At 74.5% G+C, this 21,782-nt stretch carries 22 protein-coding genes; 15 read left to right on the top strand and 7 right to left on the bottom strand.

Annotation, left to right across the window (positions count from 1 at the left end):
- The first annotated feature begins 18 nt into the window (after positions 1-18).
- The 8 genes from ABZZ17_RS01175 (at position 19) to ABZZ17_RS01210 (ending at position 8,053) form a co-directional block, all read left to right on the top strand.
- Positions 19-582, top strand: a complete 564-nt coding sequence (locus ABZZ17_RS01175; protein WP_356870644.1) for a TetR family transcriptional regulator — start codon at positions 19-21, stop codon at positions 580-582.
- Positions 583-649: 67 nt separating this feature from the next.
- Positions 650-1,309 carry a DUF6461 domain-containing protein gene (locus ABZZ17_RS01180; RefSeq protein WP_356870646.1) on the top strand — a complete coding sequence of 220 codons (660 nt, stop codon included), beginning with the start codon at positions 650-652 and terminating at the stop codon, positions 1,307-1,309.
- A 237-nt stretch (positions 1,310-1,546) separates the two neighbouring features.
- Positions 1,547-1,957, top strand: coding sequence for a hypothetical protein (locus tag ABZZ17_RS01185; protein WP_356870648.1), 411 nt, complete (start codon positions 1,547-1,549; stop codon positions 1,955-1,957).
- Positions 1,954-2,718, top strand: coding sequence for a transcriptional regulator (locus ABZZ17_RS01190; protein ID WP_356870650.1), 765 nt, complete (start codon positions 1,954-1,956; stop codon positions 2,716-2,718). Before ABZZ17_RS01185 ends, ABZZ17_RS01190 begins: the two co-directional genes overlap by 4 nt.
- 71 nt (positions 2,719-2,789) lie before the next feature.
- A complete protein-coding gene (locus ABZZ17_RS01195; RefSeq protein ID WP_356870652.1) occupies positions 2,790-3,224 on the top strand; it encodes a roadblock/LC7 domain-containing protein in 435 nt (144 codons plus the stop codon).
- Between the two features lie 95 nt (positions 3,225-3,319).
- On the top strand, positions 3,320-3,694 hold the full coding sequence (locus ABZZ17_RS01200) for a hypothetical protein (RefSeq protein WP_356870654.1): 375 nt from the start codon (positions 3,320-3,322) through the stop codon (positions 3,692-3,694).
- 184 nt (positions 3,695-3,878) lie between these two features.
- Positions 3,879-7,454 carry a bifunctional glycosyltransferase family 2 protein/CDP-glycerol:glycerophosphate glycerophosphotransferase gene (locus ABZZ17_RS01205; protein ID WP_356870656.1) on the top strand — a complete coding sequence of 1,192 codons (3,576 nt, stop codon included), beginning with the start codon at positions 3,879-3,881 and terminating at the stop codon, positions 7,452-7,454.
- A 116-nt stretch (positions 7,455-7,570) separates the two neighbouring features.
- A complete protein-coding gene (locus ABZZ17_RS01210) occupies positions 7,571-8,053 on the top strand; it encodes a VOC family protein (RefSeq protein ID WP_356870657.1) in 483 nt (160 codons plus the stop codon).
- A gap of 18 nt (positions 8,054-8,071) precedes the next feature.
- Here the strand turns inward: ABZZ17_RS01210 and ABZZ17_RS01215 are convergent, their stop codons facing one another.
- Complete coding sequence (locus tag ABZZ17_RS01215; protein WP_356870659.1) at positions 8,072-8,806, bottom strand: Sir2 family NAD-dependent protein deacetylase; 735 nt, start codon at positions 8,804-8,806, stop codon at positions 8,072-8,074.
- A 136-nt stretch (positions 8,807-8,942) separates the two neighbouring features.
- Between ABZZ17_RS01215 and ABZZ17_RS01220 the strand changes: the two genes are divergently transcribed.
- Both ABZZ17_RS01220 and ABZZ17_RS01225 read left to right on the top strand, forming a co-directional pair.
- Positions 8,943-9,380, top strand: coding sequence for a hypothetical protein (locus tag ABZZ17_RS01220; RefSeq protein WP_356870661.1), 438 nt, complete (start codon positions 8,943-8,945; stop codon positions 9,378-9,380).
- A gap of 80 nt (positions 9,381-9,460) precedes the next feature.
- Positions 9,461-10,303: a GNAT family N-acetyltransferase gene (locus tag ABZZ17_RS01225; RefSeq protein ID WP_356870663.1), complete on the top strand. Its 843-nt coding sequence runs from the start codon at positions 9,461-9,463 to the stop codon at positions 10,301-10,303.
- A gap of 111 nt (positions 10,304-10,414) precedes the next feature.
- Here the strand turns inward: ABZZ17_RS01225 and ABZZ17_RS01230 are convergent, their stop codons facing one another.
- The 3 genes from ABZZ17_RS01230 to ABZZ17_RS01240 form a co-directional block, all read right to left on the bottom strand.
- Positions 10,415-10,858, bottom strand: coding sequence for an SSI family serine proteinase inhibitor (locus ABZZ17_RS01230; protein WP_356870665.1), 444 nt, complete (start codon positions 10,856-10,858; stop codon positions 10,415-10,417).
- Between the two features lie 203 nt (positions 10,859-11,061).
- The gene (locus tag ABZZ17_RS01235) at positions 11,062-11,523 is read right to left on the bottom strand and encodes a cyclic nucleotide-binding domain-containing protein (protein ID WP_356870667.1); all 462 of its coding nucleotides are present in this window, start codon (positions 11,521-11,523) and stop codon (positions 11,062-11,064) included.
- Positions 11,524-11,665: 142 nt separating this feature from the next.
- Positions 11,666-11,968: a hypothetical protein gene (locus tag ABZZ17_RS01240; protein WP_356870669.1), complete on the bottom strand. Its 303-nt coding sequence runs from the start codon at positions 11,966-11,968 to the stop codon at positions 11,666-11,668.
- Positions 11,969-12,285: 317 nt separating this feature from the next.
- On the opposite strand from ABZZ17_RS01240, the gene ABZZ17_RS01245 reads away from it, so the two are divergent.
- Entirely contained in the window at positions 12,286-15,018 is a 2,733-nt protein-coding gene (locus tag ABZZ17_RS01245) for a DNRLRE domain-containing protein (RefSeq protein WP_356870671.1), read from the top strand.
- A 333-nt stretch (positions 15,019-15,351) separates the two neighbouring features.
- Here the strand turns inward: ABZZ17_RS01245 and ABZZ17_RS01250 are convergent, their stop codons facing one another.
- Positions 15,352-15,849, bottom strand: a complete 498-nt coding sequence (locus tag ABZZ17_RS01250; RefSeq protein ID WP_356870673.1) for a hypothetical protein — start codon at positions 15,847-15,849, stop codon at positions 15,352-15,354.
- Positions 15,850-15,948: 99 nt separating this feature from the next.
- On the opposite strand from ABZZ17_RS01250, the gene ABZZ17_RS01255 reads away from it, so the two are divergent.
- The gene (locus ABZZ17_RS01255; RefSeq protein WP_356870675.1) at positions 15,949-16,323 is read left to right on the top strand and encodes a hypothetical protein; all 375 of its coding nucleotides are present in this window, start codon (positions 15,949-15,951) and stop codon (positions 16,321-16,323) included.
- Here the strand turns inward: ABZZ17_RS01255 and ABZZ17_RS01260 are convergent.
- Positions 16,302-17,135: a MerR family transcriptional regulator gene (locus ABZZ17_RS01260; RefSeq protein WP_356870677.1), complete on the bottom strand. Its 834-nt coding sequence runs from the start codon at positions 17,133-17,135 to the stop codon at positions 16,302-16,304. The two genes, ABZZ17_RS01255 and ABZZ17_RS01260, sit on opposite strands and share 22 nt — an antisense overlap.
- An 89-nt stretch (positions 17,136-17,224) precedes the next feature.
- Positions 17,225-17,722, bottom strand: coding sequence for a hypothetical protein (locus ABZZ17_RS01265; RefSeq protein WP_356870679.1), 498 nt, complete (start codon positions 17,720-17,722; stop codon positions 17,225-17,227).
- Positions 17,723-18,118: 396 nt separating this feature from the next.
- Between ABZZ17_RS01265 and ABZZ17_RS01270 the strand changes: the two genes are divergently transcribed.
- The 3 genes from ABZZ17_RS01270 (at position 18,119) to ABZZ17_RS01280 (ending at position 21,691) form a co-directional block, all read left to right on the top strand.
- Complete coding sequence (locus ABZZ17_RS01270; RefSeq protein WP_356870681.1) at positions 18,119-19,324, top strand: MFS transporter; 1,206 nt, start codon at positions 18,119-18,121, stop codon at positions 19,322-19,324.
- 195 nt (positions 19,325-19,519) lie between these two features.
- Entirely contained in the window at positions 19,520-20,824 is a 1,305-nt protein-coding gene (locus ABZZ17_RS01275; RefSeq protein ID WP_356870683.1) for a choice-of-anchor A family protein, read from the top strand.
- A gap of 123 nt (positions 20,825-20,947) precedes the next feature.
- Positions 20,948-21,691, top strand: a complete 744-nt coding sequence (locus ABZZ17_RS01280) for a peptidoglycan-binding protein (RefSeq protein WP_356870685.1) — start codon at positions 20,948-20,950, stop codon at positions 21,689-21,691.
- The last annotated feature ends 91 nt before the right edge of the window (positions 21,692-21,782 follow it).

Raw genomic sequence — 21,782 nt, forward strand, 5'->3', positions numbered from 1 at the left:
ACCCCCAGGGACCCGCCCATGCGCCAGAACCCGCAACGCCGCGCCGCGCTCCTCGACGCGGCGATCGAAGTCCTGGCCCGAGAGGGTTCGCGGGGCCTGACGCTGCGCGCCGTCGACGCGGAGGCCGGCGTCCCGACGGGCACCGCCTCCAACTACTTCGCCAACCGCGGCCAGCTGCTGGTGCAGATACTGCACCGCACCCGCGAGCGACTGGTCCCCGACCCGGCCGACCTGGCCGGACCGCTCGACACGAAGGCGCTCCTGGAGAAGCTCCTGGAGCGGATGCGGCGCGAGCGCAGCGTGCACGTCGCGATGCTGGAACTGCGCCTGGAGGGCACCCGCCGGCCCGAACTCCAGGCGGAACTCGCCGGCTTCCAGAAGCTGGAGCTGGAGGCGAACGTCACCTGGCACCTCGACGCCGGGCTGCCCGGGGACCGCGAGGGCGTGGTCCTGCTCTACCTCGCGATGCTGGGCCTGATCGTGGACGACCTGACGGCCCCGACGATGCTGGACGCGTCCGAGACGGACCGCCTCCTCGGGGTGATGGTGGAGCGTCTGCTCCCGGAGCGCCCCGCGGACTGACTATCGTGCCGCCGGGGAGCAGCGAGCGCGGGGGGCGACTGTGGGCGGGGCGGGGATCTCGGACGCCGTGGCACGGGACGGCGAGGACGGCGGCGGCGAAGACGGCGGTGTCGACGGGGGCACCGGCGAGGACGGCACCGGAATCCGGTGGCTGGCGGGCTGGGAGGGCTGGTTCGTCGGCCTGACCTTCGCCCGGGGCATCGGCCCGGCCGAACTCGCCGCCCGGCTGGGGGCGGTGCCGGGGGTGCGTCCCGGCCCCATGGGCGCGGCGGCCGCCTGGAGCATGGCCGCGGAGACGGCGGACGGCGACGGCGTGGCCCGCGTCGGCGCGTGGGGCAGCTGGTCGTTCGCCGTCGAACACGGCATCCCCGCCGGGGCGGAGCGGCTCGCCGAGGTCTCCCGGGGCGCCGAGGCCGTCCACCTCGATCCGCAGCCGGACCACCCGCCCAAGCAGTTCGCGTACGCGTGCGACGGGGAACTGGTGTGCTGCTTCGGGCTCGGCGAGGAGTGCTGGCGCGGCGGCCACCGGCCGGACTTCCTGCTGCCCGAACTGGTGCGCGCGGGGATCCTCGCCCCGGACGGCACCCACCCGTGGCCGGACGGCGAACCCCGCCCGGAGCGCGACCGCCTCACCCTGGCCGTCCTGGAGCACCGCTTCGGCCTGGCCCTGCCCCGCCGCCTGGTGGAGGACGCCCCGCTCCCGGCCTTCGTGACCCGCACCCGGTGAGGGGACCCGGCGGAGGCCCGGTGGCGGGCGCCGTGCCGTTCATGATCGGATCGGGTGAGCAGCGTTCGCACGCTTGATCAAAAACGAACGGGTTCTGGCCAAGCTGTCACGTGCTACCGCGCATGTTCCAGCGGAAAATGCCAGAACGCCCTTTCGCACTGTGGAACTTGAGTAAGTTCCCTCATGTCGCGCCGTACGACCGTGCACCCCGCACGTCCGGCCGGGAGGGGAGCCCGCGTGCCCGGGATCGACGAATGCCTGCTCGAAGCCATGGCCCTGCCCGGTGCGCGCGGGGCCGCGCTGGTCGACTGGAGCAGCGGACTGGCCCTCGGCACCGCCGGGGACTCGCCGGTCGGCGATCACGAGACCACCGCCGCCGAGACCGCCGAACTGGCCCGGGCGGCGGCCGAGTACGAGTCGTTCACCCCCGCGGCGGGCACACCGGCCGACCCCGGCGGACCGGGCTCGGGCCCACCCGTCGAGGACCTGATCGTCACCACCCGTACCGGCTATCACGTCCTGCGCTTCGTCGAGACCAGCTTCGACAGCAGCGTATTCCTCCACCTGTGGCTCGACAGGGCCGAAGGCAATCTCGCCCTCGCACGGCACAGGCTCCGCGCACTGGCCGAAGGACTGGTGCTCAGATGACCACCGCGGTATCCCCCCTGCTCACCCGGCTCGCCGCCGAACGCGCCACCGGCGCCCTGTTACGCGACCGGGGCACCCTCTTCCTGGAGGACGGCAGGATCGTGCACGCCGAGAGTCCCTCCACCCCCGGGCTGGACGTACTCCTGACGACGGGCGGCGGCCTCGCACCCGAACGCTGGAACGAGGCCGTCAACGCGGCCGGCGCCCGCCGCCAGGTCGCCCGCTTCCTCGTCGACAGCGGCGGCCTGGCCGGCGGCGAGCTGGAGATATGCCACCTGGCCGCCATCTTCGACGCCGCGTTCTTCGCGCTCTCCCCGGGCAGCGGCCCCTCCCGGTTCCGCCGGGGGGCCACCCACTGGATCGGCTCCGTCCGCTCCGTGCCCGCCGCCGCCGTCGAGCGCGAGACCCGCCGCCGCCGCGAACTGCTGGACGCGGTCTGGCCCTACCCGCTGCTGGACACCGCACCCGTCGTGCCCCGGCCCGCCGCGCCCGGCCAGACGGTCACCGCCCGCCAGCGCATCCTGCTCCAGCGCGCGGACGGCGTGCGGACCCCCGCCGACCTCGCGTGGGTACTGGGCCGGCCCGCCTTCCACACCCTGCTCGACGTACGAAGACTCGCGGCGGCCGGGCTGGTCGAAACCCCGCGGACGCCGCCGGTCCCGCCGCCGGTACCGACCCTGCCCGACTGGATCACCGAGGCCCAATCCCCGGACGTGGCACTGCTCCGCCGGCTACGCGACGCACTGGAGGCAAGCCTGTGAGGCTCCCGCTGCGGCCGGTCCTGCGCACCGACCGCTTCGACCGTAGGCAGCCCGAGGGGAGGAGGGCCGACATGAACACCGTGCCCGCCGAGACCGAAGCCGAGATACTCGCCGAGCTCCTCCGGCTGCGGGCCAGGGTGCCCCAGCTCACCGGAGCCCTCGCCGCGAGCGCCGACGGTCTGGTGCTGGCCCAGGACAGCGCCGCCACCGAGACCGAGTCCGTCGCGGCGCTGACCGCGGCCGCCCTCGGCGTCGCCCAGCGGCTCAGCGACAGCACCGGCCAGGGCGCCTTCCGGGAACTCCTCGTACGCGGCGAGCACGGGTACGTGGCCACATACGCCGCGGGCGAGGCCGCCGTCCTCACCCTGATCGCCGGGACCCGCGTGAACGTGGGACGCCTCCACCTGGAGGCCCGCCGCTCCAGCCTGCACATCACCGAGCTCATAGAGAACAGCCTCGGCCGCCGGGGACCCGCGGCGCCGTCCACCGGCGCCCCCGGGCCCTGACCGGTGCGCCCCGAGCCCCCCGCCTTCCCCCATAGCAAACGAGAGCAATCAAGCAACCGGCGCAGTTCGACGCCTCAGTAGAAAGAGGAATCCCAATGGTCAACGTGGACACCGCCCTCAAGGAAGCCCTCACCACCATCGACGGCGCGCTCGGCGCGGCACTCGTCGACTACGGCAGCGGCATGCCGCTGGGCAGCGTCGGCGGGGGCAAGGACCTCGATCTCGCGGTCGCGGCCGCCGGCAACACCGACGTGGTGCGCGCCAAGGTGCGCACGATGGACATGCTCGGTCTGAAGGACGAGATCGAGGACATCCTGATCACGCTCGGCGGTCAGTACCACCTCATCCGGCTGATGAAGGGGAGGAACCAGGACGGGTTCTTCCTCTATCTGGCACTCGACCGCGGCCGGGCGAACCTCGCGATGGCCCGCCACCAGCTGAAGAAGATCGAGAGCGAGCTCGAAGTCTGACGCCGACGGGAAGGCCGCGACGGCGCGGTGGCGGGCGGTTGAATTCTTTGCCGTCCGCCCCGGGCGGGCCTCAGGGATATGTCCGGGATGGGCGGACTTTATCATCCCGTTACAGAGTAAGATGCTGTAATCGGCTGATCAACAACTCATCAACAAAGTAAAAACGCTGGAGAACCCGCCACCCATGCCCCCGCGCCTGAGCATCGTCGTCCCCGTCTACAACGTCGAGCTCTACCTCGACGAGTGCCTGGAGTCCATCGCCGCTCAGACGTTCGACGACTTCGAGGTCGTGATCGTCGACGACGGGTCCACCGACACCAGCGCGGCGATCGCGGAGGCCTTCGCGGCGCGCGACGAACGCTTCCGGCTGGTCCTCCAGAAGAACGCCGGCCTGGGCGCCGCCCGCAACGTGGGCGCCCGGCACGCCTCCGAGGGCAGCGAGTACCTCGCCTTCGTCGACAGCGACGACACCATGCCCCCGCACGCCTACCAGCGGCTGGTCGACGCCCTCGACGAGACCGGCTCCGACTTCGCGGCGGGCAACGTCAGGCGCTTCCGCTCCGTCGGCATGCAGCAGTCCTGGGGCCACCGCGTCGCGTTCGCGAAGACCCAGCTGAAGACCCACATCTCCAAGTTCCCGGCGCTGGTCACCGACCGCACCGCGTGGAACAAGGTCTACCGGCGCAGCTTCTGGGACGAGCACGGCTTCCGGTACCCGGAGGGCATCCTCTACGAGGACGCCCCCGTCAGCATCCCCGCCCACTACTTCGCCAAGAGCGTCGACGTCATCGGCGACGTGGTCTACCACTGGCGGGTCCGCGAGACAGGCGAGCGCTCCATCACCCAGCGCTCCACCGACCCCGTCTCCGTCATCGACCGCGTGACCTCCGTCCGCCTGGTCCGCGAGGCCCTCCTCGGCAAGTCCGGCGAGAAGTACGCCCGCTACCTGCGCGACTATGACCGCAACGTGCTGAGCGAGGAACTCCCCCTCATCTACAAGTACGTCGGCGAGGGCGGCCAGGACTTCCGCGACGCCTTCGTCAAGGAGGTCGGCGGCCTCATCCGGGAGATCGGCACCGACCCCTGGAACGACCTCACCGTCGCCGACCGGCTGAAGGCCTACCTGGCCCGCGAAGGACGCGTCGACGAGTTCATCGCCCTCGTCCAGCACCAGCGGGACTTCACCTACAGCGTGCCGGTCAAGGGGCTGGCCCGCCCGCAGGCCGACTACCCCTTCCTCCAGGCCCCGGTCCCGCCCAAGCTCCTCACCCTCGGCCCGCGCGAGCGCCGCGTCGTGAGCCGGCTGGAGCACGCCTCCTGGACCGACGGCAAGCTCCTGCTGCGCGGCTACGCCCTGCCCGGCCACATGGGGGCCGAGAGCCGCCTGGGCTCCCGCAAGATGCTCGTCTTCCGGGAGAGCGGCAAGCGCCGCCGCACCGTCGTCAGCACCCGCACCGTCGCCTCCCCGATGGCCACCGTCCACGCCCCCCACCTCGCCCTGAGGCACGCCGACTGGGCCGGTTTCACCGCCGTCGTCGACCCCACGGTCTTCCAGTCGGGCGGCAAGTGGCGCGAGGGCATATGGTCCACCTCCATCGCCGTCACCGGCGCCGGAGGACTCCACCGGGCCCGCCTCAAGGGGGGCGAGCACGACAGCGGACTGACCCCGCCCGCGCACTGGGTCACCCCCGACGTGCGCATCCTGCCGACCGTCTCCGGGGCCCTGACCGTCCAGGTCGAGATCGTCCGCGCCCGCGCCCTGGACGTACGCCTCCTCGGCGACGACGCCCTGGAACTCTCCGGCGAACTGGCCGCCGAGGTGGGCGCCGGCGCCACCCTGCACGCCCGGCACGCCGCGAGCGGCACCGTCCACACCTTCCCGCTGACCACCCCCGAGGGAACCACCGGCGGACCCGGCGGCCGGATCCCCTTCACCGCGGTCCTCCCGCTGGACCGGCTCGGCGCCGTGCCCGCCCCGGGCGACCAGGGCGGCGAGTGGACCCCGGAGCCCTGGAACCTGACCGTGGTCCGCGCCGACGGAACCCGCCACCCCTTGGCGCACGACGAGCGCGGCGGCTTCACCGCCCTGGTCGCACCGCTGCCCGGGGACCCCGCCGGACGCGCCGTCTTCGCCAAGCGCGGCATGAGCGGCCACCTGATCCTCTCCGTCCAGGCCCCGCCGCCGCTGGTCGACTCCGTCACCGCCCGGGACGGCACCCTGACCCTGCGGGGCGGCTTCCGCCTGCCCGCGTCCGCCGCCGACGAGCCGTACGAGCTGGTCCTGCACGACCAGTACGGCACGGAGTTCAGCTACCCGGTCACCCGGGACGGCGACCGCTTCGAGGCCTCCTTCGAGCCCGTCGTGCCCCCGGCGTACGGGGGCCGCACCACCCTTCCGCAGGGCCGCTGGTGGCCCACGCTGCGCCCCGTGAGCCAGGGCGGAACCACCGCCGGACTGCTCGGCGTCGACCGCGGCGTACCCGTCCAGATGGTCCCGCCCGCGCTGGTCACCGGACCGCACGCGATCACCGTCCAGGGCCGCCGGATGCGCGTCGAGGCCCGCCTCCACGACCGGATGGCGCTCGTCGCCGACCCGCTGCTGAGCCCGCACGACCGCTCCCGCTACGCGCAGCGTGTCGCCCGCGACGTCACCTACCCGGCGCAGCGGAACCTGCCGGTCAAGGACCTGGTCGTCTACGACGTCTTCCAGGGGAACGGCGCCGGCGACTCCCCCCGCGCCATCCACGAGGAGCTGGTGCGCCGCGGCGAGAAGCTGGAGCACGTCTGGCTGGTCCGCGACGGCCGCGCCGAGGTCCCGCCGACCGCGCGCGCCGTCCAGTACGGCAGCCTGGAGGCCTGGGACGTCCTGGCCCGCGCCCGCTACTACGTCGTCAACGACAGCGTCCCGATGACCTTCCGGCGCCGCCCCGGCCAGACCGTCGTCCAGACCTGGCACGGAACCCCGCTGAAGCAGATCGGCTACGACTTCACCCACGACTACTACACCAGCCCCGAGGTACTGGAGGGGCTGCGGCACGACAGCGCCCAGTGGACGCTGCTCGCCTCCCCGGGCTCGTACGCCACGCCCGTCCTCAAGCGGGCCCTCGGCTACGACGGCGAGGTCGTCGAGTCCGGCAGCCCGCGCACGGACGCCCTGGTCCTGCCCGACGCCGGACGCGTCGCCGCGGTCCGGCGCCGGCTCGGCCTGCCCGAGGGCAAGAAGGTCGTCCTCTACCTCCCGACCTGGCGCGAGAACCGGCTCGCGTGGACCGGCGGCTACAAGCTCGACCTGCGGATCGACCTCGACGCGGCCCGGCGCGAACTGGGCGAGGACCACGTCCTGCTCGTCCGCGGCCACCACAAGGTGACGGAGCAGGTCCGCGAGGGCGTCCGTGACGGATTCGTCGTTGACGTGTCCCGCTGGCCCGACACCACGGACCTGCTGCTCGTCGCCGACGTGCTGATCTCGGACTACTCCTCCGCGATCTTCGACTTCGCGCTCACCGACCGGCCGATCCTGCTGTTCGCGTACGACCTGGAGCACTACCGCGACACCCTGCGCGGCTTCACCTTCGACCTGGAGGAGAAGGCGCCGGGCCCGCTGCTCAGGGACTCCGCGAGCCTGATCGGGGCCGTACGCAACGCGGACGCCCTCGGCGCCGAGTACGCGGGCGCCCGCGAGGCCTTCCGCGCCGAGTTCTGCGACCTGGACGACGGCCGGGCGGCCGAGCGGGTCGTCGACCGCATGCTCGGGAAGTAGCCCGCACGAGTGCACCTGAAGACCGGCCCCGCGCCCACCGATGAATTTCGGGCGCGGGGCCGGTCTGTTGGTGGAGGGGACGCGGAGGTCCCGCCCGCTCGCGACTGGAGGCAGTCATGGTCACCAAGGGTTTCACCACGTGTCTGTGGTTCGACGGCAACGCGGAGGAGGCCGCCGACTTCTACCTGTCCGTCTTCAAGGACGGCACGCTCGGCAGGATCGGCCGCTACACCGAGGCGGGGCCCGGCCCGGCCGGCGAGGTGATGGTCGTCGAGTTCGAGGTCAACGGACAGAAGTTCATCGGCCTCAACGGCGGCCCGCAGTTCCCCTTCACCGAGGCCGTCTCCTTCCAGATCCACTGCGCCGACCAGGCCGAGGCGGACCACTACTGGGCCGAACTGACCCGCGACGGCGGCCAGGAGGTCGCCTGCGGCTGGCTCAAGGACAAGTTCGGGGTGTCCTGGCAGGTCACCCCCGTCGAGGCGATCGAGCTGATCGCCGACCCGGACCCGGAGCGGGCCGCCCGGGCCACCACCGCGATGCTCGGCATGAAGAAGCTCGACGTCGCGGCGATGCGCCGGGCCGCCGACGGCGGCTGACACCCCGCGCGCTCCGGCTCAGGTGCCCCCGGCGGTGATCCGGGTCAGGAGGGCCGGGAGCGCGGTGCCGATCGGCTCGCGGATCACCTCGGCGGCCAGCGCGTCGTACGGGGTCTCCTCGGCGTTCACGATGATCAGCCGGGCCCCCGCCGCGGCCGCCATACCGGCCAGCGAGGCGGCGGGCTGGACCTGGAGGGTCGTGCCGACGGCGATGAAGACCTGACACCCCTTGGCCACGGCCACGGCCCGGCTCAGCACCTCGGGGTCGAGCGGCTCCCCGAACATGACGGTGGCCGTCTTCAGGATCCCGCCGCAGGCCAGGCAGGGCGGATCGGGCTCCCCGGCGGCCACCCGGGCCAGCGCCTCGGACGTCTGCGACCGGGCACGGCAGGCGGTGCAGACCACCGACCGGGCCGTCCCGTGCAGTTCGAACACCTTGCGCGCGGGCATCCCCGCGAGCTGCTGGAGCCCGTCGACGTTCTGCGTGATCACCCGCACCGGAGTGCCGCCGCGTTCCAGTCCGGCCACGGCCAGGTGCGCCGCGTTCGGCCGCGCCCCGGCGGCCCACACCTCGGCGCGCATCCGCCAGGACCGGCGGCGGATCTCCGGATCGGCCATGTAGTACTCGTACGTCACGAGCTTCTCGGCATCCGGATCGCGCCGCCACAGCCCCTGCGGCCCCCGGTAGTCCGGAATCCCGGAATCCGTGGACATTCCTGCCCCACTGAACACTGCGACGAGCGGCTTCCCCATGTCCCGACCCTACGCAGGGCCCCTCCGGCGACGCGACCCCATTTGGCGGCCCCCACCACCTGCGCGGCGCCCCCACCGGAGTGAGCCCGCGCCGCGCCCCTGAGGCCCCGGGCGGGCGAGCGGCTACAGATCGGACATGAAGACGAACCCCTACAGGCCCGGAGCCCTGCTGCTCGCCCTGCTCTGCGCGTCCTTCCCGCTCGCCTCGGCGGCCCCCGCGACCGCCCTCGCCGGCCCGGTGCCCCGCCACCACCACCGGCACACCGCCGAGGACATCACCCGCTTCCTCACGGGCTTCTACGGCGATCACGGTCCCTCCGACCAGGACCGCCGCCGGCTGGTCTCGCGGCAGCTCAAGCACAAGCAGGCGCACCTGCCCGACACCGACGTGCTGCTCTGCTCCCGCAGCACCCCCCTCCACATCAGCGTCGGGACGGCCACCGTCGCCCAGTCGGCGGGCGTCGGCTGGGCCACCGTCACCACCCACTGGGCCGAAGGCACCACCGACTTCACGGCCTACGTACGCCTCGACTCGCGGCCGATCGAGCTCGACGACGTCATCTGCGCGGGCTGAACCCCGACCCTGCCCGGGGCGGAACCGGGGCGTCCACGACGCCCGTTCCGGCAGCGTCCGGGTCTGGTACAACACGGGACATGACGCGATTCGAGATCGCCGGCGCGAGCGGCGCCGACATGGAACTGATGCGCTCCTGGGCCGAGGCGGAGGGCTGGGACCCTGGGGACTCCGACCGTTTCGCCTTCGCGGCCGCCGACCCCGAGGGCTTCCTCGTCGGGCGGCTCGACGGGGAGCCCGCGGCCTGTGTCTCGGCCGTCCGCTACGGCGCGGGCTTCGGCTTCATCGGCTTCTACATCACCCGCCCCGACCTGCGCGGCCAGGGGTACGGCCTGCGGGTGTGGCGGGCCGCGACGGCCCGGCTCGAGGGCCGGCTCGTCGGACTGGACGGCGTGGTCGAACAGCAGGGCAACTACCGTACGTCCGGGTTTCGTTCGGCCTGGACCAACGTCCGCCACCAGGGGGTACCCGCTCCCGGTGACGACGGGGCCGTGGACATCGTCGACGCGGCTTCGCTCCCCTTCGCCCGGCTCGCCGCCTACGACCGGCGGTTCTTCCCCGAGCCCCGCGACGCCTTCCTCTCCCTGTGGACCGGACTGCCCGGCCGCACCGCCCTCGCCGCCGTCCGGGACGGGCGGATCGAGGGCCTCGGCGTGATCCGCCCGTGCGGTGCGGCCGCCCGGATCGGGCCGATCTACGCCGACGGGCCGGAGGTGGCCGCCGCCCTGCTGCGGCGCCTCGCCGGGCACGCCCCGGGAGGGGAGGTCACCCTGGACGTACCCGACGCGAACCCCGCCGCGACGCGGCTCGCGGCCGGACTGGGCCTGGTCCCGGTCTTCGAGACCGCCCGGATGTACACGGGCCCGGCGCCGGAACTCGACCTGGCCGGCCTGTACGGGATCACGAGCCTCGAACTGGGCTGACGGGACAGCCCCGTTGCCCGGGGTCCCGGCCGGCCGGGCGGGGCGGCGGTCGCACGGCGCCGCCCCGCCCGGACCGGAGGAACCCTGCCGGACGGTCCGGCCGGCGGCGCCTCAGATCCCGAACAGCACGCCGTTGCTGGCGCGCAGGTTGCACGGGTTGCCGAACGTGTAGGTGTAGCTCAGCTTGCGGCCCTGCCACACCCCGACCGCGGTGACCGTCACCGGGTTCCACTCCCTGGTACACGCGACGTCCGGCCGGGGTTCGGCGAGGGCGTCCAGTACGGGGCCGTTCGCCCGTAATTCGGCGCACGCGGCGGCCGCAGCGGGGTGGGTGCCGCCGGGCGTCGGCGAGCACGTCAGTGTGGCGGCGCGCAGCACCGTACCGCTGTCGGCGTCCTCACCGGCCGTCAGGCTCACCACGAGCGCGGACGGTGCGTACAGGCTCTGCGTTCCGGCCGGCGCCGCGTCGGCGGCACCCGTTCCGGCCAGCGCGGTGACGGCGGTGAGCGCCACGGCGCCGGAGGTCAGCCCCAGACTCCTGGTGATGGACCGCATTACGAACACTCCTCGGGTCGGCGTTTCGGATAACGGACGGGAGTCTTGCCCATCCGCGGCCGGAACGCCCGTGGGCACCTCCATTTCTCGTCACCGATCGTATGCGAATGAATGCAGTCCGCAGCCGTCCCGGACGCGTGACCTGTGGGGGAACGCGTGCGCGAATCGGCCGAACACCCACCCTGAAACCTTTGGCGCGGGGTTCAGCGGGTCGCGCCGGTGCGCGGGGCGTAGAGGTCCATGAGCCGGGTGCGGGTCTGCTGGAGCCGGACGGCGAGGACGCGCCCGACCCAGTGCCCGACGGCGGACCCGAAGGCGGGATCGGCGTCCATGAGCAGGCGTACGGTCGGCCCGTCGAACTCGTAGGCGCGTACCGGGGTCATCGCCTCGGCGCTCAGCTGCCACACGTACGGCGGGAACAGCCACGACCAGCCGACGAGTTCCCCGGGGCCGAGGCTCTCGACGGGAGCGGCCCGGTGGCCCGGCACCGGGATCTCCAGGGTCACCGTGCCCGACCGCACGATCCAGAAGGAGTCGGCCTTGGCGCCCTCGGCGAAGATCCGCGCGCCCTCGCGGAAATTGACCTCCCGGGCATGGGACATCAGCCGTCCCCGGTACTCGGCGGACAGGACGGCGGCGATGCGGATAGGGGAAGGTGTGCTCACGACGGCCTCCGATCACGACCCCCCGCAGCCTGCTGCTCCCCCCAGTGTCGCCGACGCGGGCCCGGATGGTACCGCGGCGTGTCGGCGGATGTGCGCGAGCCCGCGGCGCCCGCCGCCGGCGGGCGCCGCGGACCGGGGCGCGCTACTCTTCGGCGCTCGCCTCCAGGCAGGCCAGCTCCATCGCGTCGAGCACCGCCTCGTGGCTGCGCTTGCTCAGTTCGGCGACGTTCTCGATCTGTGCCGTCGCCCAGGCGGCCAAGGTCATCACCAGGACGCGCAGGCCGTCCGTGCCGTGGTCGGCGAGGATCCCGTCCGCGACGATCATGGCGTCCTCCGGCACCTGTTCCGGCGGCTCCAGGCCGGCGAGACCGCGCAGCATCGTGAGGGTGCGGCGGGAGATCTCCGGGGTCATCCTCGCCAGCCGCATGTCTTCTTCTTCGTCCATCCGCCCCACCCTTCGGTGCCATGACCCGTCCCCTGAGGGCACGGTAGAGGGGCACGGCCCCGCCCGGGGGCCTTTTCGGCGGGTGACCGTGTGCGAAGGAGTGGCCCGGGGTCCGCGCGGTTGACGCGTCGCGCCCGGCGAAGTCGCACCGTTGTGCATCCGATAGGTCAATTCCGATGACCGACGGGACGATTCGCCCTAAGGTGCGCCCGTACGTATGTCCGCTCACCCGTTCGCGGCCCCGCGGGCGTACGGCCGGGCGCCGCGCACCCCGCGCGCCGCACGCGCAGCACCACGCACGACGAACTGGGGGGTTCATGCGTAGATCCAGAGGGCTGGCGGCCGCTCTCGCCCTGTCCCTGGCCGGCACCGGAGCGGTCGTCGGCCTCGGTCTCGTCCCGCAGGCCGCGGCCGTCACCCCGCCCGTGGCCTTCACCGCCGACGCGCTGCCCACGTGGCAGCCCAACGGTGTCGTCTGGGCCCTCGCGGAGGCGGGCGGCACGGTCTTCGCCGGCGGCACGTTCTCCGCCGTACGCCCGCCCGCGGGCTCCGGCGGCAGCGAGAAACCGGTGGTGAACTTCGCGGCGTTCGACGCCGCGACCGGCGCCCCGACCTCCTGCAACCTGTCCTTCACGATCGGCTCCGGCACCGCCACCGTCCGCGCGCTCACCCTCTCGCCGGACAAGAAGACCCTCTACGCGGGCGGCTACTTCGGCGCGGTCAACGGCACGCCGGTCTCCAGCATCGCCGCGATCGACGTGGCGACCTGCACCGTGAAGCCCTCCTTCCGCCCCGCGTTCGCGGCCACCGTCCGGGCCATCGCCGTCACCGGCGACACCGTCTACGCGGGCGGCGACTTCCTCACCGTCGCCGGCCAGCCCCGCCAGCGCTTCGCGGCCGTCGCCACCGCCGACGGCGCGCTGCGGCCCTTCACCGCCAACGCCGACGATCCGGGCCGCGCCGTCGAGGTCACCCCGGACGGGAAGAACGTCCTCCTCGGCGGGGACTTCTTCACCGTCAACGGGACGAACACGCACGCGCTGGCCGTCGTCGACGCCACCAGCGGCGCCCTCACCACGTCCTATCCGGGCTTCATCGAGACGAACTCCGTCGTCAAGGACATCGCCACCGACGACACCGGCTTCTACACCGCGAACGAGGGCACCGGCGGCGGCGTCTTCGACGGCCGCATCGCCCTCGACCTCGCGGGCTTCGGCCAGCGCTGGCGCGACACCTGCCTGGGCGCCACGCAGGCCGTCCTGCCGTACCAGAACGTCCTGTACAGCGCCTCGCACGCGCACGACTGCGCCAGCGTCGGGGAGTTCCCCGACGGCCAACGCCACCACCTGCTGGCACAGCCCACCACCAGCGTCGGCAAGCTGGGCTGGGCCCCCGACACCAACGACGGCATCGGCGAGGGCATCGGCCCGCGCGTGATGACGGTCGGCGCCAAGGACGGCACGCGGTACCTCTGGGTCGGCGGCGAGTTCACCACCGTCAACGGGGCGGCCCAGCAGAGCCTGACCCGCTTCGCCTCCACCGGTGACACGGGCGCGCCCACGGTGCCCGTCGCGAGCGCGGTCAGCTTCGGCCCGGGCAAGGTCCAGGTGCGCTGGCGCACCAGCCTCGACCTGGACGACAGTGCGCTGACGTACCGGATCCACCGCAACGGCGCGGCGGCGCCGATCGCCACGGTCACCGCCGACTCGCTGTTCTTCCAGCGGCCGCAGGCCTCCTGGACGGACACCACCGCCCAGGCCGGCCAGTCGTACACCTACCGGGTGACGGCCTCGGACGCGGCCGGCAACACCAGCGCCCTGTCGGGGACCGCGAGCGTGACGGTACCGGCCTCCGAGGAGCCGTACCCGAGCCGGGTCCGCGCGGACGGCGCCCAGCTGTTCTGGCGCTACGACGAATCCGGCGTCCCGTACGTCGCGGATTCCTCGGACGGCGGGAACCAGGCCGGCGTGCACCTGAACGGCCCGGCCCTGCGCCAGACGCCCGGAGCGGTGAGCGGCCCGAGCACGGCGATCGGCTTCAACGGAACGAACGCCCACGTGTACGGGGAGCGCCGGCAGTCGGTCGGCAGCACCTACAGCGTCGAGACCTGGTTCAAGACGAACACCACCCGGGGCGGCAAGCTCGTCGGCTTCGGCAACCAGCAGATCAACGGCAGCAGCCAGTACGACAAGCACGTCTACATGACGAACGACGGCCGGCTGGTCTTCGGCGTCTACACGGGCGCCACCCGCACCATCACCACGCCCGGCGCGTACAACGACAACCAGTGGCACCACGTCGTCGCCACCCAGGGTCCCGGCGGCATGACCCTGTACGTGGACGGGGTCCAGCGGGGCACCCTCAACGTCACCACGCACGAGAACTTCTCGGGCTTCTGGCGCGTCGGCGGTGACGGCCTCGGCGGCTGGCCGGACCGTCCCACCAGCGAGCACTGGGCGGGCCAGCTGGACGAGACGGCCGTGTACCCGACCGTCCTGAGCGCGGCGCAGGTGCAGAACCACTTCACCCTCGCCTCCGCCCCGGCGGACTCGGTCGTCCGGGTCACCGCGGCCGAGGACACGTACGCGAACGCGGGCGCCCCGGCCGCCAACTACGGCGCCTCGGGCTCCCTCGCCGTCCGCGGTACCCCGCTGTACGCGAGCTACCTCCGCTTCGACCTGCCCGCCGCACCCGCGGGCACGGTGCTCAAGTCGGCCACGCTCAGCGTGAAGACCAGCACCATGGGCGGCGCCGGCACCACGGACACCGTCTCGGTCGTCCCGGTCACCGGCGCGTGGACGGAGGACGGGACCACGTACAACAACCGCCCGGGCCTCGGATCCCCGGCACTCGGCTCGTTCCCCGGCATCCCGGACGGCTCGGCCGTGCACACCGCCGGGCTGAACACGGCGACCGTCGCGGGCGCGCTGGGCGGCGCCTACGGCCTGGCGCTGACCGGCTCGGGGACCGACGCGCTGTGGCTGTGGTCCTCCGAGGCGGCGGCGAACGAGGGGACGCCGCAGCTGACGCTGACCTTCGGTACGCCGTAACCGGAAGGCGGTGACGGCGGGGGCGCGGACCGGACCGGTCCGCGCCCCCGCCGCGCGTGCGGGCTACGCCCGGGGGCCGCGGGAGCAGGTGGCTCACGTGCGCGTCGTGCAGGGCGTAGACCACGCCGCGCCCGTCGCGCCGGCCGGTGACGAGGTGGCGGAGCAGGCGCAAGTGGTCGGAGACGCTGGGCTGCCCGAGACCGAGGTGTCACCGTGCGCAGCGTGGTCGAGGACGGCGTCGCGATCGGGCACGCGGCGGTGTTCGGGCCGCCGGAGGAACGCGAGGTCCTGTACGCGATCACCCTGGCCTGACCGCCCCGCCGGGTCGGCCGGTCAACGGGGCGGTTCGACCTCCAGGAAGCGCCGGCCGCGCGGCCCCCGGTACAGCAGGCACTCCCACCCGTGCCGTTCCAGTTCCGCCGCGCAGGCCGTCAGCCGGTCCTGCTCCTCCCCGGCGGCGCCGGACCCGGGCGGACCGGTCCAGGTCACCGTCACCCGGTCCGCGTCCGCGTCCGTGCCCGCGCCCGTGCGGCCCGTCCCGGTCCCGGCCGGGTCGCCGCCCGGGCCGGCGGTCACCCGGTAGCCCGTCCGGCAGCGCCCGCCCCGCGCGTCCACCGCCGACGGCGGGAAACCCGCCGCCTCCAGTACGAGCGCCACCGACCGGGGTGCGGACCGCAGCTCCCACGGGGCGGGGCGTCCCTCCCCGCCGCCCAGCAGGCGGCGGATCTGCAACAGCCCCTCGTACGCCGTGCGGAGTTCGCCCGCCCGCGCGGCCGGCTCCACCGGCGGTCCGTCGCCGCTCGCGGGCTCGAAGCCCTGCGGACCGGCCATCGCCCCCACCCCTTCCGCCGTGCGTCTGAGTACCTCACCGGCAACGGCCTGAGTATCCGCCCCGATTCCCCGGAGCGCCGCCGTTGATGCAATGACGGCATGACCTCAGGGACCCCCGCGGACGCCGTGTCCGCCACGCACCCGCCGCGCATGCGGCACGTGACCACCGCCGGCTCCGCGCTCGCCGTGGTCCTGGTGCCGCTCGTGGTGGGGGTGCTGATCGCCAAGGGCGTGGCCGCCGATCCGCACGCCCCGGTCAACGCCCTGATCAGCGGCGGCGGCCAGCGCGCCGGTCTCCCCGTCAGCGAATGGCGGCGGCGCGGACACGGAGCGATGCGCCGGCTGCGGACCGCCCGCGAGGGAACGGCCCGGCGCTGCGCGTCCGTCCGGGACCGCCGCCGTCGCGGTCCCGTCGCGGACGGCCCGGCAGGAGCCCCCGCCGGGAGGTCCCGTCAGGTGGCCAGCGGTTCCTGAAGCTCGGTGACCCACCCCTGCGGGTCCTCCGGGCAGGCCAGGGTCAACTCGCGGGCGTACCCGGCGCTGCGGTGACCGTGCGCGTCGATCCACCGGGCCAGGGCCTGCGCGGTCGGCAGTACGCCGTCCATCGGGCCCCGGTGCACCACCGTCGCCGCCCGCTCGACCCCGGGCAGCTCCACGATCCGCACCCCGCCCCCGAGGTCCTCGCCGCGGACGGCCGCCGCCACGGGCAGCGCCGCGTGCACCAGCACGGAGCCGGGCGGGGCGTCCGGAGCGTCCTCGTACGAGGCGATGCCCGGACCGGCCGGAACCACCCCGGCGGCCTCGAAGCGGCGGCACAGCTCCTCGTACAGCGGGCCGATGACCGGCCCGACGTCCTGCGGGGCGAAGCTGCTCGCCACTGCGGTCAGTCCGGCCAGCCGGACGGGCTGCAGGCTCTTCACGACGATCTCTTCGGTGGGCACGGTTCCCTCGCTCTCGATGGTCCGGAGCCTCGTCTCGACCCGGTTCAGGCGTGCGGCCGCCTCGGCCACGGCCGTCTCCAGTTCCGCCCGGCGCAGCCGCAGCATGCCGCGCATTTCCTCCGCGCCCACCTTCTCGTCGAGGACGGCCCCCACCTGTTCCAGGGTGAAGCCGAGCTCCTTGAGCGCGATGAGGCGGTTGAGGCGGGCCAGCTGCCCGGCCTCGTAGGAGCGGTAGCCGCTCGCCGGGTCGACACGGGCCGGGCGCAGCAGTCCGAGGGCGTCGTAGTGACGCAGCATGCGGACCGACACCCGGCCGTGTTTGGCGAAGTCTCCGATGGTGAACATGACGCCTTCCAGTGGACGGCCTGACACGGTGTGAGGGTCAAGTCTGCCGGGTGGAAGGGCGCGGAGGGCCAGGTCAGCGCGTCATGGGCTCAGCGGCCGAGGCCGCCGTACTGGCGGACGCACAGGTCGACGACCGACGGCGGCACGGTGCCCTCCGCGGCGGCGCACAGTTCCTCCCCCCGGGGCAGACGCGGCACCGCCGGCCGGGGAGGGCGGGGCGGCGTCGGCTTCACCGGCCGGACGCGCCGGGGCGCGGCGGGTTTCGCGTGCCGCGCCCCGGCGGGCGGCCCGGCCTTGCGCGGGGCGCGCGCGGCGGGCGGCCCGTCCTCCCGCTCCTCCTGTTCCGCCGCCCGGCCGCGCGCCGGCGGGGGTTCGGATTCCGGGTCGGGGATTTCGCCCAGCGGCAGGGACAGCACCGGCGGCCCGTCGTCGGAGCGCCGCCCCTCGGGAGCGTCCGGCCGGCCCAGCGGCGGTACGGAACCGCGTACCGGGCCGGGAGCGCCGGACTCCGGGCCGACGGAGACGCAGCCGGCGCTCGCGAGGAGCGCGAGGAGGGAGAGGGGCAGGGCGGCCCGGCGTAACTGCATCCGACCACCATGCCGTAGTCGGCGGCCCGCCGAAGCCCGAACCTCACGCGTCCGGGTGACGGCGGGTCGGGGCCGGCCGTTGCCGAATCGATCCTGCACGGGGTGGCCGCAACCGGCGGCGGCCGTCGCAGAATGGGCGTGAACGCGAGCGGCACGGCACGGCAGCGCGGGCGACGGGGGAGGCGCGACCCCCGGCGCCCGGTGCCGCCGTGCCGCGTACCCCTGCCGGTCCGCCGCCCGTACGGAGTCCCGCCCATGCCCTTCCCCGCCGCGCCCGACGTCCCGGAACCCCGCCCCGAGCCGGATCCCGGACCCCAGCCGGAACCCCGCCCCGGGACACGCCCCGAGCCGGATCCCGGGACGGGTCCGGAGGGCGGGGCCAAGGGGTGGGCGGCCGTGGCGGCCGTTTCGCTCGGCATCTTCGGGCTGATCACCTCCGAGTTGCTGCCCGTCGGGCTGCTCACGCCCGTCGGTGCCGCGCTCGGGGTGTCCGAGGGGACCGCCGGACTGATGGTCACCGTGCCCGGGATCGTCGCCGGGTTCTGCGCCCCGCTCGTCACCGTCGGCGCCGCCCGGGCCGACCGGCGACGCGTCCTGTGCCTGCTCATCGCCCTGATGGCCGTCGCCAACCTCGCCGCCGCCGTCGCCCCGTCCTTCGCCGTGGTGCTGGCCGCCCGACTGCTCGTCGGCGTCAGCGTCGGCGGGTTCTGGGCCGTGGCGGGCGGACTCGCCGTCCGCCTGGTCCCCGCCCGCCACGTCGGCCGGGCCACGGCCGTCGTCTTCGGCGGCGTCCCCACCGCCTCCGTGCTCGGTGTTCCCGCGGGCACCCTGCTCGGTGAACTCGGCGGCTGGCGCACCGCCTTCGCGGCCGTCGGCGTCCTCGGGGCCCTCACCCTGGCCGCCCTGCTCCTTCTGCTGCCCCCACTGCCCCCGACCCGGCCCGTCGCCCTCGCCGAACTGCCCGGCCTGCTCCGCCGCAACCGCGGGGTCCGCGCCGGGGTGGCCGTCACCTTCCTCGTGGTGACCGGCCAGTTCGCCGCCTACACCTTCGTCAGTCCGATCCTGCGGGACGTCTCCGGCATCGAGCCCGGGTTCGTCAGCACCCTCCTCCTCGGCTACGGCGTCGCCGGAGTCGCCGGCAACTTCCTGGCCGGGCCGCGCGACGCGCGCCGTACGCTGCTCACCGTCAGCGCCACCCTGACCCTCGTCCTCGCACTGATCGCCGTCCTGCCCGGAGCCGCCGCCGGGACCGCCCTGCTGCTCGTCTGGGGCCTCGTGTACGGCGGGGTCTCCGTCAGCCTCCAGGGCTGGATGCTGGGGGCCGCGCCCCGGGCCTCCGAGGCCGCCTCCTCCCTGATGGTGGCGATGTTCAACTTCGCGATCGCGGCGGGCGCGCTCGCCGGCGGACTCGCCGTGGACCGCGTCTCCGTCACCGCCGCCCCGCTCACGGGGGCCGCGCTCATGCTGCTCGCCGCCCTCACCGTGGCGGCGGCGTGCCGGCACCCGGCGGGGCCGGTCCCCGGCGTACCCGACCACCCGCTCGGCGGCCCGGCCGACGCGGCGCCGGAGCGGTCCGGGAACGCCCCGGCCTCCGACCGCTGAGCGGCTCCCCGAAGCCGGCACCCGCACAGCGGGGCGGTGGAACCCCGGTGCCGCCGGAAGCCACCGGAGTCGGGTCCGTCCCGTACGGAACGGATGGATGGGGCGGATCGGACATCCGGCTTGACCGGAGTGGTCCTGGAGGGAAAGAGTCCGATCAAGAACCGCCGTAAGGGCTGCCCCTCGGAGATGCTCCTCATGCCGATATCCGTCCGTTCCGTGCTCGCCCCCACCCTCGTCGGCGGTTCCCTCGTACTCGCTCTCACCGGCCCCCACGCGGCATCCCGTGGAGCGGCCGCCCTCGACCGGGCCGTCCCGGCGGGCGACACGTGCGCCAACGTGCTGGGCGTGGCCCGCCAGTACGGCGAGTTCATCGAGGGCGACGCCCGCCACACCCGCGGCGCCGAGGGCGCCGTCGCGGTCGGCGGGAACGCCGACTTCCGGGGCGGGTTCACCGTCGGCCGGGAACTGAGCCCGGAGCGGATCTCCGCCCTGCCCGGAGGCAACGCCCTGCTCGTGGCGGGCGGCGTGACGGGCGAGGTGCGCGTGGCGAAGGGCAACGGCACCTACGGCGGCACCCTGAACGGGGTCGCCGAAGCGCCCCGAGGCGAGCTGGCCAAGGGCCCCTCGCCCGTCGACTTCGCCGCCGAGTTCACCGCCCTGCGCAAGACCTCGGCGGCCCTCGCCGGCGTGAGCCCGGAGGACACCGACCGGAGCCTGCGCGGCGGGCACCTGCGGCTGACCGGAACCGACGCCCGGTACAACGCCTTCGTCGTACCGGCCGCAGACCTGGAGAGGGCGAAGGAGGTCCACCTCGACGTCCCGGCGGGCGCGGTCACGGTGGTCAACGTCACCGGAGTGACGTACGACCAGGCCGCGGCGGGCATCGGTGGCTTCCGCTTCCAGGACGCGCAGGACGGCGGGGACGGCGGGGACGCGACCGAGGACGAGGGGGAGGACGGCCCGGTCCTGTCGCGGCTGCTGTGGAACTTCCCCGAGGCCACGAAGATCGTCAAGAGCGGTGCCCACGCGTGGCCGGGAACCGTGCTCGCGCCCCACGCCTCCTTCGACCTGGGCGAAGGAGGTCCGGTCGACGGCACCGTCATCGCCCGTTCCCTCACCGGCAAGGGCAGTGCCGAGACGCGCCACCACCCCTTCACGGGCTGCCTCCCCGCCGCTCCGGACCCCCTTCCCGCCGAGGACGGGGTCCGGCCCCAGGCGGAGGCCGGCCCTTCCCGGCAGCCCGTCGCCTCCGCCTCCGCTTCCGCTCCCGGGTCCGCTTCCGCCACCGGGCCGAGTGCCGCGCCCCCGACGGCCTCTCCGGCGCTCTCGCCGTCCTCCCGGCCGGGCCCGTCCGCCGTTCCGGCCGCCGGCCCGGGCGGCCCCGGCGGCGACCTCGCGCTGACCGGCGCCGGCATGGCGGTCCCCCTCGCCATCGGCGGGGCCGCGGTACTGGCCGCCGGCGCGGGCATGGTCCTGGTCGCCCGGCGGCGCAGGGCCTGACGGGCCGGACGGGGGCCGGTCCCGCACCGCCGCACCGGCCCCCGTCCTCACCTCCGCCCGCCGGGAAGCCCGCCCCTTCCCCGGCCCGCCCTGACCGGCAAGACACCCAAGTCCGGAGCCATCGTGTCCCACCACACCGAGGAGAGCGGGCTCGTTCCCGACGACCGCCTGCTCGTACGCCCCTACGTCACCCCGCCCGCGCCACCGGCCCGCGCCACGACCCCCGCCTGGCCGCTGGGCCCGACGACGGCCGCCGTACCGGCTTCGGCCCCGACCGGCCCGGTGGCGCCGACCGGGATGCCCCGCGTCGAGGGGCGGCGCGGAAGCCGGCGGCCGCTGGCGGCGCTCTCGCTGCTCGCCCTCGCCGCGGCGGGCGCCCTCGTGGTCCTGCTGCGCTCCCCGGAGCCGCCGCCCGCGCGGGCCGTCACCCCGCCCGGGCTGTCCGTCCCCGCGCTGCCGGCCCGCAGCCCGGACACCGGCGACACGGCCGAACCGGACCCCGCGGCCAGCGCCGCCCCCTCCGGCTCCGCCACCGCGGGCACCCCCGCCCCCGCACCGGCCGCCTCCACCGCGCCGGCCCTCCCCACCCCGCCGCCCACGACCCCGGCGGCGAGCCCGCGGCCGCCCACCGCCGCGCCCGCGAAGCCGGCCGCCGACACCTCCGGAACGCTCCGCCCCGGAGACCGCGGCCCCGAGGTGCGGGCCCTTCAGGAACGGCTCTACGGGCAGGGGTTCACGTACGTCTCGACCACCGGCGTCTACGACGGGCAGACCCAGCGGGGCGTCGCCCAGCTCCAGCGCGACCGCGGCATCAAGGGCGACCCCCACGGCGTCTACGGCCCGGCGACCCGCGCGGCCTTCGGCTAGGGCCTGTCGTCAAACTCCCGTCTGCCCCGCGACGCCTGGCACGCGCTCTCGCCGCACCGGGCGAAAGCCAAGTACGTCCAGTACGCGGGCT

The sequence above is a fragment of the Streptomyces sp. NPDC006512 genome, from assembly GCF_040611935.1.
Taxonomy (GTDB): Bacteria; Actinomycetota; Actinomycetes; order Streptomycetales; family Streptomycetaceae; genus Streptomyces.

Excerpts from the sequence above, each read along its gene's own strand:
- ABZZ17_RS01175 (WP_356870644.1), top strand. The coding sequence starts at position 19 with ATGCGCCAGAACCCGCAACGCCGCGCCGCGCTCCTCGACGCGGCGATC.
- ABZZ17_RS01275 (WP_356870683.1), top strand. The coding sequence starts at position 19,520 with ATGCCGATATCCGTCCGTTCCGTGCTCGCCCCCACCCTCGTCGGCGGT.
- ABZZ17_RS01245 (WP_356870671.1), top strand. The coding sequence starts at position 12,286 with ATGCGTAGATCCAGAGGGCTGGCGGCCGCTCTCGCCCTGTCCCTGGCC.
- ABZZ17_RS01220 (WP_356870661.1), top strand. The coding sequence starts at position 8,943 with ATGAAGACGAACCCCTACAGGCCCGGAGCCCTGCTGCTCGCCCTGCTC.
- ABZZ17_RS01265 (WP_356870679.1), bottom strand. The coding sequence starts at position 17,722 with ATGCAGTTACGCCGGGCCGCCCTGCCCCTCTCCCTCCTCGCGCTCCTC.
- ABZZ17_RS01250 (WP_356870673.1), bottom strand. The coding sequence starts at position 15,849 with ATGGCCGGTCCGCAGGGCTTCGAGCCCGCGAGCGGCGACGGACCGCCG.
- ABZZ17_RS01240 (WP_356870669.1), bottom strand. The coding sequence starts at position 11,968 with ATGGACGAAGAAGAAGACATGCGGCTGGCGAGGATGACCCCGGAGATC.
- ABZZ17_RS01195 (WP_356870652.1), top strand. The coding sequence starts at position 2,790 with ATGAACACCGTGCCCGCCGAGACCGAAGCCGAGATACTCGCCGAGCTC.
- ABZZ17_RS01255 (WP_356870675.1), top strand. The coding sequence starts at position 15,949 with ATGACCTCAGGGACCCCCGCGGACGCCGTGTCCGCCACGCACCCGCCG.
- ABZZ17_RS01225 (WP_356870663.1), top strand. The coding sequence starts at position 9,461 with ATGACGCGATTCGAGATCGCCGGCGCGAGCGGCGCCGACATGGAACTG.
- ABZZ17_RS01200 (WP_356870654.1), top strand. The coding sequence starts at position 3,320 with ATGGTCAACGTGGACACCGCCCTCAAGGAAGCCCTCACCACCATCGAC.
- ABZZ17_RS01260 (WP_356870677.1), bottom strand. The coding sequence starts at position 17,135 with ATGTTCACCATCGGAGACTTCGCCAAACACGGCCGGGTGTCGGTCCGC.
- ABZZ17_RS01230 (WP_356870665.1), bottom strand. The coding sequence starts at position 10,858 with ATGCGGTCCATCACCAGGAGTCTGGGGCTGACCTCCGGCGCCGTGGCG.
- ABZZ17_RS01215 (WP_356870659.1), bottom strand. The coding sequence starts at position 8,806 with ATGGGGAAGCCGCTCGTCGCAGTGTTCAGTGGGGCAGGAATGTCCACG.
- ABZZ17_RS01210 (WP_356870657.1), top strand. The coding sequence starts at position 7,571 with ATGGTCACCAAGGGTTTCACCACGTGTCTGTGGTTCGACGGCAACGCG.
- ABZZ17_RS01190 (WP_356870650.1), top strand. The coding sequence starts at position 1,954 with ATGACCACCGCGGTATCCCCCCTGCTCACCCGGCTCGCCGCCGAACGC.
- ABZZ17_RS01205 (WP_356870656.1), top strand. The coding sequence starts at position 3,879 with ATGCCCCCGCGCCTGAGCATCGTCGTCCCCGTCTACAACGTCGAGCTC.